Source organism: Protofrankia sp. CiP3 (assembly GCF_917627345.1).
Lineage (GTDB): Bacteria > Actinomycetota > Actinomycetes > Frankiales > Frankiaceae > Protofrankia.
Genome location: NZ_CAKJTM010000029.1, coordinates 1 through 20526, shown reverse-complemented (window position 1 = coordinate 20526; position 20526 = coordinate 1). Strand labels below are relative to the sequence as shown.

17 protein-coding genes and 1 pseudogene are annotated in these 20526 nt (G+C 67.7%); 14 read left to right on the top strand and 4 right to left on the bottom strand.

Features of this window, described 5'->3' with window-relative positions; translation table 11 throughout:
• Positions 1-1095: efflux RND transporter periplasmic adaptor subunit (locus MJ797_RS12690; protein WP_239334544.1), on the bottom strand; the 1095-nt coding region annotated here is incomplete at its 3' end.
• 1334 nt (positions 1096-2429) lie between these two features.
• Here MJ797_RS12690 and MJ797_RS12685 point away from each other — a divergent pair.
• Positions 2430-3026, top strand: coding sequence for a TerD family protein (locus tag MJ797_RS12685; protein ID WP_239334543.1), 597 nt, complete (start codon positions 2430-2432; stop codon positions 3024-3026).
• A 159-nt stretch (positions 3027-3185) separates the two neighbouring features.
• Here MJ797_RS12685 and MJ797_RS12680 read toward each other — a convergent pair whose 3' ends face one another.
• Together MJ797_RS12680 and MJ797_RS12675 are read right to left on the bottom strand one after the other, a co-directional pair.
• The gene (locus MJ797_RS12680; RefSeq protein ID WP_239334542.1) at positions 3186-3947 is read right to left on the bottom strand and encodes a DedA family protein; all 762 of its coding nucleotides are present in this window, start codon (positions 3945-3947) and stop codon (positions 3186-3188) included.
• Positions 3920-4207 (bottom strand): hypothetical protein, encoded by a 288-nt coding sequence (locus MJ797_RS12675; RefSeq protein WP_239334541.1) that lies wholly within the window; start codon positions 4205-4207, stop codon positions 3920-3922. Before MJ797_RS12675 ends, MJ797_RS12680 begins: the two co-directional genes overlap by 28 nt.
• A 251-nt stretch (positions 4208-4458) precedes the next feature.
• On the opposite strand from MJ797_RS12675, the gene MJ797_RS12670 reads away from it, so the two are divergent.
• From MJ797_RS12670 to MJ797_RS12635, 10 genes are all read left to right on the top strand, one after another.
• On the top strand, positions 4459-6012 hold the full coding sequence (locus tag MJ797_RS12670; RefSeq protein WP_239334540.1) for a Na+/H+ antiporter: 1554 nt from the start codon (positions 4459-4461) through the stop codon (positions 6010-6012).
• Between the two features lie 1033 nt (positions 6013-7045).
• Positions 7046-7177, top strand: coding sequence for a hypothetical protein (locus tag MJ797_RS26975; protein WP_255738872.1), 132 nt, complete (start codon positions 7046-7048; stop codon positions 7175-7177).
• A gap of 167 nt (positions 7178-7344) precedes the next feature.
• A complete protein-coding gene (locus MJ797_RS12665; protein WP_374582081.1) occupies positions 7345-7602 on the top strand; it encodes a hypothetical protein in 258 nt (85 codons plus the stop codon).
• A gap of 130 nt (positions 7603-7732) precedes the next feature.
• Positions 7733-8275, top strand: coding sequence for a replication-relaxation family protein (locus MJ797_RS27255; protein ID WP_308128311.1), 543 nt, complete (start codon positions 7733-7735; stop codon positions 8273-8275).
• Between the two features lie 35 nt (positions 8276-8310).
• Positions 8311-8568 carry a hypothetical protein gene (locus MJ797_RS27250; RefSeq protein WP_308128310.1) on the top strand — a complete coding sequence of 86 codons (258 nt, stop codon included), beginning with the start codon at positions 8311-8313 and terminating at the stop codon, positions 8566-8568.
• A gap of 50 nt (positions 8569-8618) precedes the next feature.
• Positions 8619-8867, top strand: coding sequence for a hypothetical protein (locus MJ797_RS12655; protein WP_239311388.1), 249 nt, complete (start codon positions 8619-8621; stop codon positions 8865-8867).
• Between the two features lie 3 nt (positions 8868-8870).
• Positions 8871-10037: an SAVED domain-containing protein gene (locus tag MJ797_RS12650; RefSeq protein WP_239334539.1), complete on the top strand. Its 1167-nt coding sequence runs from the start codon at positions 8871-8873 to the stop codon at positions 10035-10037.
• A 91-nt stretch (positions 10038-10128) separates the two neighbouring features.
• On the top strand, positions 10129-11157 hold the full coding sequence (locus tag MJ797_RS12645) for a cyclic GMP-AMP synthase DncV-like nucleotidyltransferase (RefSeq protein WP_239334538.1): 1029 nt from the start codon (positions 10129-10131) through the stop codon (positions 11155-11157).
• Positions 11158-11172: 15 nt separating this feature from the next.
• Positions 11173-12918 (top strand): ThiF family adenylyltransferase, encoded by a 1746-nt coding sequence (locus MJ797_RS12640; RefSeq protein ID WP_239334537.1) that lies wholly within the window; start codon positions 11173-11175, stop codon positions 12916-12918.
• 302 nt (positions 12919-13220) lie between these two features.
• Positions 13221-14159 carry a DEAD/DEAH box helicase family protein gene (locus tag MJ797_RS12635; RefSeq protein ID WP_239334536.1) on the top strand — a complete coding sequence of 313 codons (939 nt, stop codon included), beginning with the start codon at positions 13221-13223 and terminating at the stop codon, positions 14157-14159.
• 335 nt (positions 14160-14494) lie between these two features.
• Here the strand turns inward: MJ797_RS12635 and MJ797_RS12630 are convergent.
• A pseudogene (locus tag MJ797_RS12630) lies at positions 14495-14734 on the bottom strand (transcriptional regulator); the annotation flags it as partial.
• A gap of 731 nt (positions 14735-15465) precedes the next feature.
• Between MJ797_RS12630 and MJ797_RS12625 the strand changes: the two are divergent.
• From MJ797_RS12625 to MJ797_RS12615, 3 genes are all read left to right on the top strand, one after another.
• Positions 15466-17157 carry a hypothetical protein gene (locus MJ797_RS12625; RefSeq protein WP_239334535.1) on the top strand — a complete coding sequence of 564 codons (1692 nt, stop codon included), beginning with the start codon at positions 15466-15468 and terminating at the stop codon, positions 17155-17157.
• 608 nt (positions 17158-17765) lie between these two features.
• On the top strand, positions 17766-18146 hold the full coding sequence (locus MJ797_RS12620) for a hypothetical protein (RefSeq protein ID WP_239334534.1): 381 nt from the start codon (positions 17766-17768) through the stop codon (positions 18144-18146).
• Between the two features lie 3 nt (positions 18147-18149).
• Positions 18150-20231 (top strand): caspase family protein, encoded by a 2082-nt coding sequence (locus MJ797_RS12615; RefSeq protein ID WP_239334533.1) that lies wholly within the window; start codon positions 18150-18152, stop codon positions 20229-20231.
• The last annotated feature ends 295 nt before the right edge of the window (positions 20232-20526 follow it).

The window sequence follows — 20526 nt, the reverse complement described above, 5'->3', positions numbered from 1 at the left end:
ACGTCCCGCGGGAGCCGTGTCGGGTACCACCACCATGTCCCCGGCCGCCAACCCGGCAGTGATCTGCGTGACGCCACCGGAGCTCACCCCCGCCGTCACCGCTCGCGGAGTCTGCCGCCCCCCGATCAGCTGATACACCTGCGCCTGGGAGCCGGTGTAGCGCAGGGCCGCGGTAGGTACCGTAATGACGTCGGTCAGCTGCCGGACAATGATCTGCACCTGGGCGCTCGCCCCGAGATGCAGCCCCGCTGGGATCCCGGTGACGTCGATGGTGACCGGGTACGTCGCCACCCCCGAGCTCTGGGTCGGGAGCAGACCGACAGTGGACACCGTCCCGAACAGCGTCGTGGTGGCGCCGTTCGGCGTGATGACCGACTGGTTGCCCGTCTTGATCTGGCCGATCTGGGTATCGTCGACGCTAGTATTGATCTTGTAACCATCAGAACCGACAATCACCACCTGGGCGGATGACGCGGAGGACGCGGACGTCGAGGTGCTCGACGCCGAGCCCCCGCCGCCGGCGCCAGATGTGGCCGTACCGCCACCGGAGACCTGTTGACCGACCGCCAGGTTGACAGCCGCGACGGTACCGGCGATCGGCGATGTCAGGCTCGCCTGGGCCAGCGAACGCTGCGCCGCGGCAAGCCCGTCCTGTGCGGCGGTGATCGCCTGGTTGTCCGCGTTGAGCTGGGCAGCTGTGGCCCCGGCAGTCTGGTCGGCGGACAGCCGGGACTGGTTGGTGGACACGCTGGCCTGTGCCTGCGCGACCGAAGCTGTCAGGGCCGCCGAGTCAACTGTGGCAAGCGGCTGTCCCGCCGAAACCTGCTGGCCGACCGTGACCGAAACGGTGGTGACCCTACCTGACACGCCAAAAGTCAGGTCTGCCTCGTGGGCAGCCTGAACAATGCCGGTAGCTGAAACCGCCTGCCGGATAGTCCCGAGGCTCGCCGCAACCTGACGTGGAGTACTACCAGGAGCGGACGACGAAACCGCCAGACCAACCGTGATCGAACCCGCCACGATGATGACAGCGGCCACCGCCCCGAGGGCGAGTGCCTTCCGTCCGATCCGCGGGCGCGGGCGCCATACTTGCATCCACTCCTCCGAAGGCCCCGGCGGGCAAAGCGACCCACCTGCGCATGCCGCGATGGGCACCGCACCAGTGCCGATCGCGATCAGTGCCCCCAGCTTCGCGGAGAAGTCTTGGCGTTTGCTGAGAAAATCCGGTGGAACTCCTGACCGACGGCTTTCCGCCATCCGTCATGGGTGGACACACGTACGTTATTGCTGACCTGTTTGGCCGCTGTTTCGGCTGGTAGGGATTTCAGCGCACGCCGCCGGGCTGCCGTCACCCACTCGACGCTCCGCGCGGCGCCGCGCTAGGCCCCGTTCATCCAGACCCCGTTCATCCAGGCCCCGCGCTGCCCCGAGCTGCAGCGGTGCCCGAACCACAATTACGATCGACCTATCCGGTCGGCCTGGCCGCTACGGCCCGTTCGTGACGCTGTCGGACGGCCCCCTCTGCCCTTCCCCGCGGCCCGCGCGTAGGGAGCCGCGGTTGCCGAGGCCGTGAACACGGGTGAACGCTGGCTGTCGGGCTCATCGCCATAGGGCCCGCCGTCGTGGGGTCCGTCGCCATAGGACGCGCCGCCGTCAGGCCCGGGGGTTCCCGGCGGGTAAACCGGCTCCTGGAACAACGGCAGGCCAGCTCCTCCCACGCGCGGCAACGTCCTGGACTCGACCGCGGGCTGCGGCGATGAAAAAAGCGACTGTGCTGCCATCGAAGTACTCCATCTCATCCAACTCATCCAAATTTTATGCCGGTTTAACAGAACGGCTTTTAGAGCGCCCGGCGTACAGGTACCACGCACGCGGTCATCTCCACGGCAAAGAAGCCAAGAACGACCCGCCAGCAGGACGGTGACGCCTGATTTTCCAGCTGTACCGTCCAGCGCGGGCCTCCGCCCGTCGCCGCTGGGGATGCTTCCATGCCAGCACAGCTCCATGCCAGCGTAGTTCCGCACCAACATAACCCGGCTCCAGCGCGGCCCTGCGCTTCCATCGGGTACTCCGCGAACCCTACCAGGCCCGACCCGGAGATGTGCCTTTTCCGATCACGACCGGGTACAGCCGGACGTGGCGCCGCGCTGCGGACTCCGCCACTATCGAGAAAAGAAGCAGGGTGACCCGCCATGCCGAAAACGATATTACGGCTGTATCACCCCTTCACGGACATATGATTTATATCACTCCGTATCATGACTTTTCGCCGTGCGTCATGACGATGCGGACCACAAGCCAGCTGTTCCGCAAAGAAGCGAATCCGTAGGATGCATGTCACATTCCGGACACACCCATGACCGCTCCCCACGCGGATAGTGATTCTGTTAACACGGGGACGGCGGACGCCGTTGGAAGGTGAGGAAGCTGTGGACATCGAGGGGCGTGGTAGCGCTGGTGTCGCCCTGCTCGCGAAGGGAGCCGGGCTCACCCACATCACGGTCGGCCTGGGCTGGGACCCGGATCTCACCGGCTCAACCGAGTTCGACCTGGACGCCAGTGCCATCGCGCTGACCGCGGACGGCCGGGCGGCATCACGGGACTTCTTCGTCTACTTCAACAACCTCACGAGTCCGCGGCATGAGATCGTCCACCGGGGTGACAACCTCACCGGCGCGGCGGAGGGCAACGGAACCGGCGATCCCGGGGATGACGAACAGATCGACATCCGGCTTGACCGGCTGTCCCACAGCATCACCCGGATCGTCTTCCCGGTGAGCATCTATCATGCCGAAGACCGGCAGCAGAGCTTCGGCGACGTCCGCAACGCCTACATCCGCGTTCTCGACGCGGAGAGCGGCAACCAGATCGCCCGTTACGACCTGACCACCCAAGCGGCCACCGAAACCGCGATGCTGTTCGGGGAGGTCGCCCGCGAAGGCAACGGCTGGACGTTCCGGGCGCTCGGCGAGGGCCGGGTCACCGGCCTGACCGGCATCGCCCGCGAATACGGCCTCGACGTCTGACCCGGGGCCACCGGCCCAGCGCCCATCTCCGCGCGCGCCAGGGAAAACGAATTCCTCTCAATCATGAAAAAGAACAAGCAAGGGACAAGAAGATAAACAACTGATCGGAACCGGCGGCGGTTGGATAACTGCGGGCCGAGCTCACGGCGAGCGCGCGGCTCATTCGCCGGTTTTGCTTTGGGGTGACGTACCGGACTGGCTGTCGGTGGCCGGATCGTGTCGGCGGCGGTACAGGTGCAGGACGAGCAAGCCGCCGACAACCAGGGTGAGCAGGCCAGTGGAGACCCATCCGGCCGCCTTCTCGACGCTGGCGTAGGATGCGCCGGCAACATAGCCCAGCAGCGTGAATCCGACGCCCCAGACAATACCGCCGGCCGCGTTGAAAACGAGGAAACGGCGGTAGGGCAGCTGGGACAGACCGGCCAGGCCGGGCATGACCGCACGCAGGAAGGCGGTGAAACGGCCGACGAAGACCGCCCGCCCCCCGCGGGCCCGAAGGTAGGCACGGGCGCGGTCGACAGCCGGGCGGCGATGCCGTAGCAGCGGCAACGCCAGGATCCGTTCACCAAAATGCCGGCCCACCTCATAGCCGACCGAGTCACCAAGGATCGCGGCAACGACCACGACCGCAGCCATACCGGGGAGGCTGACCACATGCTGGCTCGCCAACACCCCACCGAGTACCACTGCGGTCTCACCGGGCAGCACGAATCCGACGAAGACCGCCGCCTCGCCGAAAGCGAAAGCGGCGACGATAGCGTATACAGCCGGTCCGGGCAGGATCAACAGGTGCTGGAGCAGGCTCGTGCCCGGCGTGGCGGTGACCGTGGCAGCCACGCTGGAAACGAACACGGCGGCCATGGTAACCGGATGCGCGGGTATCGCGGCCACGGCTACCGCGACCAGACGTACATGGACCACACATGCATGGACCAGACGTACATGGCGAGGTTGAACATCCGGCCGATCTCACGGCTGGCGCCAGGCACGCGCACCGCGGCGATCAACCCGAGAACAGCCAGGATCGCCGCGGGCAGCCGGCGCGACAGTGGCGGCGGAGCAAGCAGCGCGGCAACCCGACGGGTCACCGCATGCTCGTGGAACGGCGACACCTCGGGCGCGGCTGGCGTCACCAGACCATCACCTACCCGCAACTCCGCCAGGACCTCACCCTCGAACATGCCCACCGACCGTTGGGCCACGCGACCCGCACCACCCTAACCTACGACACCTCGTCGTAGGTTACGACAGTTTGTAGTAGAAATCCGAAGCGACAACCTCCACCCTTCACCTTCGCCGATCTAGACCGAGCAGGCTGAGGGCGAGGATTGATAAAGTAGGCCGACGGTGTGCCGGGAAGCCTGGTCGGCGCGGGGAACGAACTGCGGCGGCCCGCGGCAGTGACCCCGATCATGGGTCAGGGGTTCGGCGGATGCGCGCGGTGGGGACGCTCCTGTTTCTTGTGGTGCTCGCCACCGCGGTGGCCACCGGGGCACGCCGCTGGCGGGTGCCCGCCCCACCGCTGCTGGTGCTGGCCGGGCTCGGGGTGGCATTTGTACCGGGCGCTCCCATCCTGCGCATTGCCCCGCAGGCCATCGGCCTGGTCGTCCTGCCCCCGCTGCTGTACGCCTCCGCCGAAGAGCTGTCACTGCGCGACCTGCGCATGGTGTGGCGGCCCGTCACCGCGCTGGCGTCCGGTCTGGTGCTGGCCTCCGCGGCTGCCGTGGGCGCGTTGGCTGTCGTGCTCACGCCGCTGCCAGCCTCCATGGCGTTCGTGCTGGGCGCGGTACTGGCCAGCACCGACCCGGTCGCGGTCACCGCGCTCGGCCGCAGGCTCGCCCTGCCCGGCCGGGTGCAGGTGCTGGTGCAGGCGGAGAGCCTGTTCAACGACGCCACCTCGCTGGTGCTCTTCAAGGTCGCGGTCACCGTCGCGGTGGCCTCCGGCGCGGTCGGCTGGCAGGCGGCCAGCGGCCAGTTCTTCCTGCTCACAGGTGGCGGCAGCGCGATCGGCGCGGCGGTCGCGGCCGTCGTCGCGATCATCCGCCGGCACACCACCGACCCTGAGCTGGAGACCGTGATCGCGCTGGTCACCCCGTATTCCGCCTACGTGCTGGCCGAATCCGCGCACGCCTCGGGAATCACCGCCGTCGTGGTCGCGGGCGTGCTGTTGGGGCGCTCCCGGCAGCGGCTCAGTGACGCCCATATCCGGCTGCAACTGCACGCCGTATACGCGGTGGTGGTGTTTCTGTTGGAAAGTGTGGTTTTCAGCATCATCGGTCTCGAACTGCCGTCCCTGATCCGTGAGCTCCCGGCCGGAACCGGCCCGTGGCCGCTCCAGGCACTCGCTGTCGCCGCCGCTCTGATCATCCTGCGGGTATTGTGGATGCTCCCGCTGTCCGCGGCTGTCAGACCCACCGGAGGCCGCCCGTCCTGGCAGCTGGCGAGTGTGATGACCTGGGCCGGCACCCGGGGCGTGATGCCGCTGGCCGCGGCCCTGTCCATCCCGCTCAGCGCCACCGATGGCACCCCGCTGCCCGGACGCCCCCTGGTCCTGACCCTCACCACTGCCGTCGTCGTGTTCACCCTCGTCGTCCAGGGCCTGAGCCTGGCCCACGTTGTGGGCCGCTCCGGAGTCGCGCTCGAACCCGAGCACACCGCCCGGGAAGAAGCCCGCGCCCGCAGCCTTCTGGCCCATGCTGGGCTCATCCACCTCGACCACCTGACCAGGCTGGAGAGCATCCCGGAAGCGGCCGTCGCCCGTATGCGCCGCAACCTCGACGCACGCCTGGAACAACCCGCCGAGCACAGCGACGATCAGTCGGGCAGAACCTCCCTCCAGGCATACCGCGAGCTGTGCCGCGAGGTGCTCGTCGTGCAGAGCGTCGAGCTACGCCGTCTGTATGACGAGCACCAGATCAGCGACACGACACGGCGGCGCCTGCAACACGACCTGGACCTGGAGGAGGCCGGTCTGGGCGGGCGTTGAGAACCTGTTGTGGCTCGTGGGTCCAGACCGCGGGTCGCGGCCAGCTGGCTCCTGACAGGACGGGTTCTTACGAGACAGTGGAAGACGCCGTGGCGCGTCTCGATGGCCTCGTCATGGACGGCCAGACCAGGTCCGCCACGGACGGAACCCGGTGAAGACGAAGCGGGCGGCACAGACAGCCCATGAGCCGTTGGGTACGCCGTTGGATACATGACGATCTTTCTGGGATCACGCCAATGGCAGAAGCCCAGGTGGGAAGGGAGCCGGCGAGGGGATTCGAACCCCTAACCGCTCGATTACAAGTCCGATATGGTCCGTGCCGGCGAATGCCGGCACGGACCATATCCCACCGTTTTCGCAGCTCAGCGGTTTGATCGAGTGTCGTAGCTTGACACGGAGTTCCGCCACGTGACGGGAAGGGTGTTCTCTTTCTGTTCCCATTTCAAGATCGATAGCGTGACATTTCTCGTCACAGAACGTCAACGCATCACGGATCGCCACACGGGCATGGGAAGGACCTGTCCACGTGTCCCGCGCCGCGCTGGGTATCCTGTTGGCGTCGTTCATGGTGGGCGTGAGCGGGGTGTTGAAATGCCCCGTCGGCTGCGTCGACAACACCATCCGGTCCACTCACCGGTCTCGTGTCAGGCGCCACCCACGCCACCCAGGACCTGGTCGTCCACCGGGTGACCGGAAGCGAAATACCCCTTTATGATCTTCTCAGGCCCCAGGGAAAGAACAATTACTGGGCGTCAGGATGTGCCCGTGAACCCCGACCACCAGGACCTGCGGATCCCGTTCGGCAGCACCGCACTCGAAGTCATCGCCGCCGCCGCCGCCAATTGTGTGTTGCGCGGCGCGAGGATGCCCGCTACTGGGAGGAGCACCGCCGTCCGATCTCCTCGGACGAGCTGCGCAAGCGGCTGAAAGTCGGCTCGAAGCGCGCGGGCGCGGTCGCGCAGCTGCGCACTGAGGCTCACCGAGTGCTGGAAGAACACGCCGCGAACGCAGACCTCCCAAGACCACCACAGCCGTGACCGCGTCGCACGCCGACGACCGGGCGGCGGATGGGCTGCCGGGGGCGGTCGGGCCGGACGACGTCGACAGGGTTGATCTCGGCCGGGTCGAGCCGGCCGGGACGGGTGTGCTGGCCGCGGTCGGATGACGGCCCCGCCCCGACGGGCGGAACCAGCGTGTACCCCGCGTGCTGGCGTGCGGCGTGTCCAGGTGCGGACGCGCCCCGCGCACCCCCGCCTCATCCACAGCCGTCCGTCCACCCTGCCCGTTCGCCTGCCTCCGCCTGCCTGACGACCCCTTGGGAGACCTCTCCGCGTGATCACGAATCCTCCACAGCAGACCTATCTCGGCCGCCGCACCTACGCCCGGCCCACCGCCCGCATCGTGTCCAGTGGTGAGCAGCAGTTGTGGCTGGCCCGTCACCTCACCCTCCGGGACCGGTGGATCACCCACATGATCCACGAACACCGGGTGTTGACCACCCACCAGATCGTCGAACTCGGCTGGATCACCCGCCGGTCAGAGCGTGTTTCAAAACCCCATTCAAGATCGCTTTCTCATTTTGATCAATAACTTATGTACCCATCTAGACGGATATAGGAAGTAGAGATTTTCTTGATCTACCGGGTGGCGGCGCCCAAGGGAAAAGGACATCTCGTAGCTATTCGCTCATATAAATGATCACAATGAAGATCGTCAAGAGTTGTCAAACACGCTCTCAGCGAACATCCGCCTGCTGGAGCTGTACCGCTGGCAGGTCCTCGACCGGTTCCAGCCGCTGGCCGTCAGCGGCCTGTCGCCCATGCACTACGTCCTCGACGTCGCCGGCGCCGCCGTCCTCGCGCACGAGGACGGCCTGGACCCGAAGAAGATCGACTACCAGCATGACCGGGCCATGGGCATCGCCCACTCCCTGTATCTGGCCCACCGGGTCTCGGTCAACGGGATGTTCACCCGGCTGATCCACCACGCCCGCCAGCCCCACGCCACCGGCCGGCTTACGGGGTGGTGGCCTGAGGAACGGTGCGCGGTGCTGTACGGGGACATCGTCCGCCCGGACGCCTACGGCCGGTTGGCGCAGCGCGGCACCGAGATCGAATGGTTCCTCGAACTGGACTACGGCACCGAACCGCTACGCCGCCTCGCCCTCAAGCTCGACGGCTACCACCGGCTCGCCAAGGAAACCATGATCATCACGCCGATCCTGATCTGGACCACCACGACCCGCCGGGAGGCCCGGCCCTGACCGAGGCGCTGCGCGCCCTTGACCAGCCCACGCGGGTGCCCGTCGCGACCACGGCCGCGGACCTCGCCGAACCCGATCAGCACCTGGATGCCACCCTGCTCCGCTGGCTCCCCCTGACTTCGAGTAGCACTGGTCGCCTCGGACTGGGCCAGCTGGCCGCCCTCTGGCCCCTGCGGACCAACACCCAGCGTCGTGGCAATGGTGCGTTCACCCGTCTGGAGCGTCCCGACCGGCTACACCTGCCGCAGCCAATGCCACCCGCGGGCCCTGATCCCCACCAGCGCGCGGCCTGACCGCATCTCCGCATGGCCGATGGGTCCTGCCGCCTGGACACTGTGCCCAGATGGCAGGATCCGTCGGCTCGAACGGGCACGGCTGTCGCGACCGGCAGACCGCGTCCGCACGGGTCTACGGCCCGCCCAGTGCCGCGGCGACGGACGCCGCGATGGCGGCCGAGGCGCCGCCGGTCAGCGCAGCCTCGGCCGATCAGGAGCTGTTGACCGCGACGAGGATGCCAGCGGTAAGGCAGGTGACGACAGAGGTGGCGGCGCACAGCGCTCCGGTTCTGTCAGATAGTCCCGGTAGCTTCTGATCTATGGCGTTGAACCAGGTCCGGGACACCTCCGTCAAGCGGGGGAACATTAAGGCCGCGGTGCGACTCGCTGTCGGGGCGCGAGCCGCCGGGTGCTGCGTCATGTGCTCCACCAGCCTGCTCGAACACCGCAACTTCTTCCACACCGTCCTGGTCGGGGAACTGGCGCACAACGTCGGCGCCACTGCCACTCCCGGCTCGCCCCGCGGGCTCGCCGAGGACCTTGCGGATCGGGAAGCGGAGGAGAACCTCCTCCTGCTCTGCCACGCCTGCCACCGTCTGATCGACGATGAGGATCACGCCCCGTACTTCACGACCGAGCGACTCCGCGCCCTCAAGAAGGCGCACGAGGACCGTGTCCGGGTGGCCGCCACCAGCGGCGGGCTGCGCCGGACCGCGGCGATCCGGGTGGGCGGTCTCGTGCGGGGGGCCACCGCCTTCGCCTCTCAGCGGCAAACGGCCGACGCGCTCCTGGCCGACGGCTACCTCGGCCTCGCGGACGGTCGATGGCAGGGAGACTTCCTCTGCCACATCGCGGGTGACCCGAGCCGCTCCTCCTACTGGATCGCCGCCCAAGAAGAGATCAACCACACCCTGGAACTGGTCGAGCAGGCAGTCGCGAGCGGGCTCGTCGACCACCTGTCGATCTTCGCGATCGCTCCGATCCCGCTGCTCGTGTACCTGGGCTCGCGGCTTGACGACAAGACCGACACGCGGCTTTACCAGAAGCACCGCGACGGAGACCAGGGCTGGCGCTGGGACGAGACCGCCCCGATCCACGACTTCTCCACCCGCACCACTGTCGGCTCTACCCTGGCCACGGAGGTCGTCCTCGCCGCCTCGCTCACCGCGGAGGTCCAGAAGGCCAACCTCCCGGATGCGCTGCGGGGGCTGCCGTATTTCGAGATCCGGCCCGAGGCTGATCGCTTCGGTCCTGGTCTCTTCGCACGCCCGGGCACGTTGCGGAACTTCGCCGACCGCTGGCGGAGCCTGCTCGCCGAGGTCGAGACGACGTGCCCCGGAGCCACGAAGTGGCACCTCGTCGCCGCCGCGCCGCTGTCTTCCGTCATCGAGATGGGACGCGCCTTCATGCGCGGGGCGCAGCCTCCCATCGAGGTGTACGAGCGGCAGGACGGGACCTACACACCCGTCGTCCAGGTCAATACGTGACCGGCCGCCGCTTCGACCTTGCCCACACGTACACGGCCGGATCGGAGACGCCGGTCACCGCATCGCCAACGACTACCACGGGGGACGCCCAATGAGGCACGCCGATTACTTCGACAACTTCTTGAAGAACACGGTCAACCTCAGCCAGTTCAACCTGGGGCTGCTCGCGAGCCGCGTCGATGCCATCTACGCGGCGCTCAAGGCGGATCCGGACCTCGGCCCGCGACTCGTCAAGAAGATCCCGCAAGGCTCCTGGGCCCAGGAGACAATCATCAGCCCGCAGAACGGCAAGCCGTTCGACGCCGACTTCCTCGTTCAGATGAAGGAGGAGCCCGACTGGTCAGACGACGTGCAGCAGTACATCAACGCTGTCTACAAGGTCATCCACCATCACTCGATCTACGGCGACATGCCGCACAACCGCAAGTGCCGCTGCGTCTACGTCGAGTACGCGAACAACAAGATGCACGTCGACATCGTCCCGTACGTTATCCTCGCCGACGACCGCCAGGTGATCATCAACCGGGACGACAACACGTTCGAGACCACCAACCCGTCCGGCTTCACCCAGTGGATGAAGGACAAGGACAAGATCGCCAACCGCAAGCTGCGTAAGGTGATCCGCCTCCTGAAATTCCTGCGCGACCACAAGAACTCCTTCACCGGCACCAAGTCGATCCTCATCACCACGCTCCTCGGCGAGCAGGTCGAGGAGTGGAAGAAGATCGGCGATCCCGGCTACTACAGCGACCTGCCGACCGCCCTGCTACACATGGTCGGCGACCTGGACACGTGGCTCCAGGCGCGCCCCATCAAGCCGTCCATCCCCGACCCGTCGAACCCGGTCGTCACCTTCGACCACCGGTGGACCCAGACGACCTACTCCTACTTCCGCGCCCGCATCCACGCCCACGCAACCGAGATCCACGACGCCTACCACGAGACCGACGAAGAGGAAAGCGTCAAGCAGTGGCAGGCCCTGTTCGGCGACAAGTTCCAGGCCCCGGAGACCTCGTCGTCCAGCAGCAAGTTCGGCGCCGCCGGAGCGGCGGGCGGGACCACCGGCGGTACCGAACTTCCCGGCATCTCCTCGTCCGGCCGCTCCGGTCGAGCCGGGTAACGAGTCACGCCACCGGTGACGAAGCGGAAGCGCGCCCAGTGCACAGACTGGCAGGAGTCTGCCGTCCGTGCACTGGGCGCGGTTGCGGCCGCCCTACCGGACGAGTTCCAACTACTCAACCGCCCCAGGCTGACCGATTTTGGGCTTGTCCAAGCCCGCATCCGCCTGCGGACCGGCGACCTGCCTCACGCCCCGCACGGCCTTCCCCTGCGAGAGCAGGAGGAGTTCCTGTTGGGGATCGGACCCACTCGACTGGCGCCGCCGTTCGTCGAGGTCGACCATGATCGGTTCCTCGGGTACCCGCACATGCTGCAAGGACGACGACTGTGCCTCTACCTGGATCCTGCGCGGGAGTGGAACCCGCAGCGAGGATTCGCCAGTGCGATCGACCGGCTGCACGACTGGCTGGCAGACGCGGCGGCAGCACGATTCAACCCCGACGCGGCCCTGTTCCACGCAGTCGGCGGAATCCTCCATCGCACGGCGGGCACTCCCACCATCGTCGTTCGTGAATCCGGCACGCTGGCCAAGGCACGAGTCGCCTTCCTCACGTTGCGATCGCCGCACCGGTACGACCTTCACTACGACGGCGGTCACCCCGACCAGCACCGAACCGTGGTCTTCCAGGTGACAGACCCCCTACCGCTCGGCGCGGGGACCCGACTGCACGACCTGCTGGCGCAGCTCGACACCGCGATCACGCCCAGGGCCTTCGTCGCTCCGCGGCCCCGGCCTCAAGCAGCGGCCTTCCTCACGGCGCTCGCGGCTGCCGCCACCCGAAACCCGGCGCGCACACCCCAAACGTTCATCCTCGCGATCCCGCACCCCACCGGCGGACCTCCGCACCTCCTCGCAGGCCGGGTACCCGCCGCGACGGCCGACGAACTCCGCCAACTCGTCCGCCAACGCCGCGACCTTATGATCAGCATCAACCCTGAGGCGCTCGACAACCAGACACCCGTGGAGTGGTGCACCGTGTCCGACGAACGGGACAGCGTCACAACCCGGCGCGACACCAACCGCCCCACCAGCGCCTACCAAGGAAAAACCATCCACATCTGGGGCTGCGGCGGCCTCGGGTCCTGGATCGCCGAGTTCATCGCCCGCGCGGGCGCCAAACGCCTCATCCTCTGCGACCCCGGCACCGTCACCGGAGGACTACTGGTCCGTCAGGACTTCATCGAGGACGACATTGGCGAAGCGAAAGCAGAGGCACTGCGAAAGCGCCTCGCCGCCATCCGCGACGATATCGAGCTCGAAGCACACATCGGCGTCATCCCAAACAACCTCGCCACGCTCCTCACGGACGCCGACCTCGTCATTGACGCCACCATCTCCCGCGCCATCGGCCAACTGCTCGACGGCCTAGCTCCAGCAACAGGACGCCCGCTGCTCGCTCAAGTCGCAACAGACGCGGGAACCAGCACTCTCGGGCTGCTCACCGTCAGCGACCGTGCTAGTCCTGCTGGGCCATACACGATCGACCAGCAAACCGGCAAGCAAGTCACCGCCAACGGCGCGCTGGAGCCCTTCCACACCTTCTGGAAGGACGTGTCCGCCAAAGACGAACTCATCCCGACCCGAGGCTGCTCCGTACCCACCTTCCACGGCTCCGCCGCCGACATCGCCGCCGTCGCCGCCAGCCTCACCTCCATGCTCGGCAGTCACCTCGCCATCACCGAGCCAGTGTCCGGCACCCACCTGATCGGACTGCCGCACTCACCCGCAGGACCCTTCCGCCGCTTCATCCCGGCGGCCTGACGCTGCTGACCGTGACCACGTGAACCGAGCTGCCTGACCGGTGCACGTTTGTGCGCCGATCATGGCCCTTCGCTGGACGGTCACTGGTGAGCGGGTCGTCTGACGCGGTCGGTCTCGGTTGACGGCCGACGCCGGAGGCTGGAGCTTCCCGGGTTGGGCCGCTCTCACCCCTGTCATCTGACTCGGCTGGCGGGTTCACGATCTCCTTAGCTAACTCCGCCGTGCCCCAGTTGGGACAACATGAAGGCGGACTTCCATGTCACTGACTAGCATGTCCGATCTGACGGATTGGGCGGGGGCGGATGTTCGAGCAGGGCCAGCGGGTCCGAGTGCATGCTGCGGGCCTGCCCGACTTCGCACACGTGCGTCTTGCGCTGCCAGGTCCGACCGAAGGCGCCTGGACGCTGTTCCTGATAGACGATCAGGGCGACATGCATGAGATCGTCGTCTACGCGGCAGACCAGCACGTCGTCCGACCGATCATCGCTGACGGGGGAGCGGACTCGGCACGGGTCTTGGCCGGAATGTGGACTCGCTGGATGGCGGGGGCCGCGACGAACGCCGAGTCCAGCGCGATCGCCTCGACGCAGCTTCGGCCGTATGCCCACCAGACCACGGCCGTCTATGGGGCGATGCTGCCCCAGCCTCAGCTGCGTTTCCTGCTCGCGGACGAGCCCGGCACCGGAAAGACGATCATGGCGGGGCTCTACCTGCGGGAGATGCAGCGTCTCGGGCTCGTCCGCCGGGCGATCGTCGTGTGTCCGGCCAACCTGGCCAGCAAGTGGATTGCAGACTTCGGGCGTTTCTTCGGCGGTGGTCTGCGCCAGCTCACGACGAACACGATCCGCGAGGACGCAGTGAGCGGTCACGACCTGTGGGTGTTCTCGCTTGAACTCGCCGCCGTCAACCCCGCCGTGCAGGAAGCGCTCCGCCCGGATAAGGCCGGCTGGGACCTCGTGGTGTTCGACGAGGCCCATAGGCTCACCCCGACCGCGACCAGCTTCCACCAGATCGGACGACTGCTCGCTAAGAACACCCCGCGGGCGCTGCTGATGACGGCCACCCCCCACCGGGGTAAGGAATGGCTGCTTGGATTCAGATGGCCAGTGCACCACCCGCATCGTGCTGGGAGCAGGGGGCTCGGCAATCTTGATCGCAAGCGGGCAGGCTCCCGACCTGCCCCAACAGCCCGATGCGAACCCCCTGCGGAGAGTCCCGACGCGAGGCGGGCGGTGCACTGACCCGCGGGAGACCACCCTCCCCTGCGCAGCGCGAAAACTACCAGAGCGGAGGAGAGGGCTGCCGCTGTCGGAGACAACGGGCCTGAAGGTCACTGTCCACGACAGGGGGAACCTTCCCGTCTCCTCCGGGACGACATGCCGGCATGTCATCACCCGGGGATAGGTACCATCAGGTGTCTCCACTATAAATCAGCAGCACCCTCCTACCGAGTGACTACACCAGCGGGAACGGTCCACTCCACCCCCGTGGCCTGTGCCTCGTCGAGTGCCCGGACCGCCAGCCGGAGCTGGGTGCGTAGCACCGAGACCTCCATCGTGCGCAGCACCACGGGGTCCTCTCCCACCGGGAGCCAGGCTGGCCACGGATGCGCTACCACGATCTCCGCTGGCACTCCCAGCAGCGCGGCCAACGCCCGCTGGGACAGCTGATCCGGCACGACCCCCTTGTGTTCCCAGCGCCATATCTTCTGCCGCTCCGCCGCCATGTTCGCCACCCCCATCTGCCGGGCCTGCTGGGCAATCAGGCGCGCCAGCTGCTGGTAGGACCAGCCGTGCGCCGCCCGGACCCGGGCCAGGGGGTGCGCTACCGGCTCCGCACCCCGGGCACCCTGCCGCTCGGGGTGCGGCTGTTCCCGGCCACCCGCCTCATGCTCGGCGGTATCCCGTGCCCCGGTCATCGCCACGCTGGACGCTACGAGCCGCTCCAGCTCCCCAGCCACCGTGTGGAGCCGCTGCGTTAACATCATCCTGTGCTGCGGTTCCACCCTGGGCAGCTGGTCGGCCACCGCCGCCAGCGTCGCGCAGGCCGTGCGCCCCTGTACCTCAGCCGCCCCGATGGCCAGCTCCACACGCAGCGGGGACATCAGCCCCGTATCCGCCGCATCCGCCGGTGTTTCGTCGTCCCGGTCGCCGCCCTGCAGGACCGTCAGTTCCGCGGCCACCTGCGCCGGCCCGCTGAGACCCGGCGGGAACATTGCCGGTCCGTCCGCCTCCGATCCACCCGGCCGGGGCGGGCACGGTCGCACCGCGCGGCGTTCTACGCATCGGTATTCCTCGGGCATAATCCCTCCGCCATAAATGATCCATCGCTGTATCGGTGGGCGTCCGAAACCGGGAGTGCATTCCTGGCGATCCGGTTCTGGACGCCCATGCCACCGTGGCGGTCTGTGTCACGCCCCGGCAAAACGTCTCCCGTTTCGGCATCATGCGCTGTCCGTATGGCGGGTATCGCTATTACCCATCGTGATAGATACACTGCGAGACCACGGAAACCCCGTCCCGTCGAGAAACCATCCGGGAGCGCCCCATGGACCATGCCACGCGTCGGTACTGCCGCTGCGGCACCCGTCTCGCCCGGGACAATACCGGCGGCCTGTGCGGCCCCTGTCAACGCACAGCCCAGGACCGTATTCTGGGTGCCCCTGTGGTACCGGAGGCGTTCTGGGACACCGACCAGCTCCGCGACGCCTTTGATGCCTGGCATATGGGTCATGTCATTGCCGCCTACCGCGCTCATCCTTACCACGGCATACCGTTGAGTCAGGAAACCGTGGCCGGCTGGATGGACCTCACGCAGGCACAGCTCAGCCGTATCGAAGCCGGGCCGCCTCCCACCGATCTGGCCAGGCTCATGCGCTGGGCCGCGTGTCTGCGTATTCCGGACCAGCTGCTGTGGTTCAGGATGCCGGGTCCTCACCGGACGGCGCAGTGGCCGACTGCTCTCACCGACACACGTCAGCTGCCCGCCACCACACGTGTCCCCGAGCCCACGGCGGTCCAACAGCCCCCGCACGGCCACGCGGTGCGCGACCTACACTGGCCAGAGGATGTGATTGCCGCCTTACGGGGGGAATCCTGGAGCGAGCCATCGACCTTTCCTGTCGGCGACCGGCCCGTGGCCGTCCCGCCAACGGAGTTGGCCCATGACGATTTTGTGGGTCTGTTCCACGCCTGGGCTACCACGGTGAGACGCCGCCAGTTCCTGCTCTCTGTAGGCCGGGCCGCGACCACCGTGGCGGCCATGCCGTTACTGGCCACCGCAGATGTGGTCGAACCCGACCGGCTGCTGGGTGCGCTGGGCACCCCGTCGCGGGTCGACGCCGTGATTATCGGGCATATCGAGGAAGTCCTGCGCCGCGCTCTTCGCCAGGATGATGCCCTGGGTCCGCGGGCCGCGATCCAGACAGTATTGGATCAACGCCGTCTCGCCCGGCACCTTCTGGAGGGCTGTCCTTCCGACCTGCGCCCCCGACTGCTGTCCGTCTACGCCGGCCTGTGCCGCGTGAGTGGCTGGTTCATTTTCGATCTCGGCCACTTCGAGGCGGCCGTGCCGCACTTCGAAGAGGCTCGCACCGCCGCCCATGAGGCCCGCAACACCGAGCTCGGCGCCCTCATCCTGGGTAACCTAGCCCAGACCGCCATCTGGCAGGGGCACCCACGCGTGGCGGTGGACTACGCTTCGGCTGCCGTGGCCTGGGCGTGGCGTACCCCAGACCGGGCGCTACAAGCCAACACCGGGGACATGGCGGCCCGTGCCTGTGCCGCCGCCGGGGAGTATGACGCTTGCATGGCGGAGCTTGACCGGGCCGCGGGCGCGCTGGCTCTGCGCGACGATCGCCCGTCGCTGAGCTACTGGTACGACGAGGCGTTCCTCGCCAGCATCCGCGGCCAGTGCCTGCTGCACGTGCAGCGTCCGGCGGAGGCACTGGCCATCATCGGGCCCTCGGTCGCCACCCTGGATCCGGTGCTGTCCGTGCGTAACCTCGCCATGACGATGGTTGACCTGGGCAGTGCCCACATCCAGCACGGTGAGATCGAGGAAGCGGCCCGCGCGCTGGGCCAGGCCAGTGAACTGGCGGTTCGTAACCGGTCGGTCCGGCTTGCGATACACCTCCGGGACACACGGCAGCAGCTGGAGCCGTGGACGGACACCCCGGCCGTCAGGGAGTTGGACGAGACGATGGCTGTGCTGCGGGTGGTGCAGGGAGAAGCGCTGTAGCGGCCGGCATCCGTCGCGACCATCATGGCCTCTGCTGGCTTCTACGATATTGGAGGCGGCGTGATGCACTGACCGTCGCGGCATGGTCACTACGAGATCGTGCCACCGCTCGGTGCGCACGTGTCCCATCCGGGTTCAACCTCCGTACGTCCTACGGAAGAAGAATCCTCGAAGTTATTCTCTCGCTATTTAGAATTCATCTTCGATCATACGGAGCGTACAACCGGTCGCGAGCCTGGACGGCCCCGGTGGCGGGTGCCCGCTGCCTCTTTGCGGCGGTCCGCCGGTGCGCGTCTCGAAGGCCGCGCGGCGTCACCCGAACCCCGGGCGTGATGCGGTCTTCGGCTGGGATTCGTCGCGTTCAGCCCAGCCGGACGGACGCGACCAGCGCCGCCCCCTGCCCGCCGCTACACTGCGCCGCCAGCCCTCGGGAGCCGGGTGGCTACCCGGTCTCCGGGGGCGTCACTGGGGTGCGCGTGGCGACAGCCCGGGGCCAGCTCTGGCTACCCCGGCGAGTTTCGCGGAGCACATCCCGTTTCTGCGGCGGCGAGGGCAACCTCCTCACAGCTGCACGCGTTCGCTACGCTGAGGGTGATAAAGGGGGTGCGATGGGCGAGGTACGTCTTCTGCTGGTCGAGGAGGGCGCCGATGCGGAGCGGTTGGAAAGACTGACCGGCTTCCTTCGTGAGGAACTCCTCCAGATCGGCGTAGAGAGTGTGACCGCGCTGCGGGCCAGCGAGCCTCCCCCGGGCGCCAGAGCCTTCGACGTGGCCACGGTTGGTGGCCTGCTGGTCGGTCTCGCCGGCTCCGCCGAGAGTCTGCGGTCGGTCGCGGCAGCCGTCAGGCAGTGGCTGGCCCGCAGCGGTGGGCCACCGCGGGCGGTACGCCTGGAACTCGACGGTGACGTGCTGGAGCTGTCCGCAGCGACGGCGAGGGACCAGACCCGGCTGATCGACGTGTTCGTCAGCCGGCACGCCCCAAATGAGTGAGCGGTGACAGGCCGACGGAGAGCGTTGATCGTCGCGAATGACGAGTACGAACACGAAGGAATGAAGCGACTGCGCGCCCCGGCGGCGGACGCGGAAGCGCTCGGCAGGGTACTCGGCGATCCACAGATCGGCGCTTTCGATGTCCGCGTGGTCCGCAACGAGCCGGCGCACGTGGTGCAGCAAGAAATCGAGGACGTCTTCGCGGAGAGCCGCCCCGAGGACGTCATCCTGCTGCACTTCTCGTGTCACGGGCTGAAAAGCGAGTCGGGGGAGTTGTTCCTCGCCGCGCGCAACACCCGGCCAACCCGGCTCGGCTCCACCGCGGTCCCGGCGGACTTCGTCCAGCGCTGCATGCGCGCGAGCCGCTCGCGCAGCATCGTGCTGTTGCTGGACTGTTGCTATGGCGGCGCCTTCGCCCGCGGGGTGACCGTGCGGGCGTCCGGGGACGTCCACGTGCTGGACAGCTTCCCCGCCGGGAAGCTGGGCGGTGGGCGCGGACGGGCGGTGATCACAGCGTCCAGCTCGACGGAGTACGCCTTCGAGGACAACACGCTCGCCGACGACCACAGCCGCCGGCCCTCGGTATTCACCGCAGCCGTGGTCGAGGGGCTGGCCACCGGCGACGCGGACCGCGACGAGGACGGCTGGGTCTCACTCAACGAGCTCTACGACTACGTCTTCGACCGGGTCCGCCACCAGAACCCGCACCAGACGCCGAGCCGTGACGTCGAGATGCAGGGAGAGCTGTACCTGGCCCGCAGCCGGCGCAAACGACTCAGCCCGCTGCCGATTCCCCCGCACCTGGAGGCCGCGAGGACCGACCAGAACACCTACACCCGCCTCGGCGCGATCAGTGAGCTACGGTCGCGGCTGGCTGGCGACGACCAGGAAGCAGCATTAGGCGCCCGCGAGGCGCTGGTCGACACGGCCCGCACCGACATCCGGACCGTCGCCGAGCAAGCGAAGGCGGCCCTGGGCGAGGCCGTGCTGCGTGTCGCTGAGACCGAGCTGCATTTCGGGCGTGTCGAGCAGGGTGCGCCACCGCCGCACCACACGGTCCGGCTACTCGGCCCGCCCCTCGCCCGCGTCTGCACGCCGCATCCCTCGGACGACTGGATCCGCGTGGACGTGACGGCCGACGGGCTCGACGTCTCGATCGACACCGCCGGAGTCGGCGCGCACCACGGCGGCGTCGAGGTGCGGGGACCCGTCGGCGAGGCCATCATCACCATCGGCGTCGATCTCGTCCCCCGGCTGCCGCAACCGTCCCCACCGCCCCCCGCATCTCTGCCACCCGCGCCGCCTCCACCGCCGGCCGGCGGGTCCACCACCGGCCAGGTCCCCGCCGCCGCGGCCACCACGAACACGGCGCCTATGAGCACGGCGCCGCCCGGTGGACGCGAACCCACCCGGGCCGAGCGCCATCAGGAGGCAGACGTCCCCCCGGTGGCAGCGCCGCCCCCTGCCCTTCCGCCCCCCACGCCACGACCGGGAGAGGGTACGGCGCGGGCCGGCATCGCCCCCCGGCAGCCGGTCGCGACACCGGGACGACGCGGTGTCACGTGGTCTGTGCTGTCGGCGCCGTTCACAGTGCGGACCTGGCGGGAGACGGCCCATCTCCTGCTCAACCCCCTGGTAGGGATCGCCGGGCTGTGCGTCGTCCTCGCCACGTTGTCGCTCGCCGCCGGCTGGGTCGGCATGGTGGAGCGGGGCCGCGCGGCGGTGCTGCTCCACGAGCACGTGAGCGCCCCGCCGCCGCCGGGCCGCAGAAGCGGCGTACTCGGCACGGTGCGGGTCAGGCTGACGGACCCGTCCGCATGGCGGAGGAGTCTCTACCTGATTCTCTACCTGCTGATCATCGTCCTCCCCGGCGGGTTGGTCGCCGAGGGGGTCGGGCTCCTGTGGGGGGTCGGGCCTTGGTCTTTTTCCCGGGTCAACCCCCTCTTGGCGCTGCTGTTCTGCCTGTCGGTGCTCTTCGTCACGCCCTGGGTGGTGCGCTGCCTCGCCGTCGCGAATCGTGCCCTGGTACGTACCCTGCTTGGACCCGCGCGGGCCGGGGAAGTCTCCGCCTCCCGCCCGGTTTGACCATCAGGGGCGCCTCGGCGTCGACTGGAGGGTTTCCACGTTCGTGGACAGTGGCTTCAGGTCCGTTGTCTACAAACGTGGGAACCCTCCAGCCCACAGGGGACCCAGAACGACGTGCGGTCAACCCGCAGGCGGACACAGAACGTCACCATATTGATCAATGTTTTGAGCCCGCACGATCTCCGATCAAACACGATCGTGCGGCTTGAGCCCGCGCTGAGCCCGCACACCCTGAACGATCTTCCATAGCGGATCACAAAGACGGAATCACCGCAGGTCACAGCCATGATCAAGT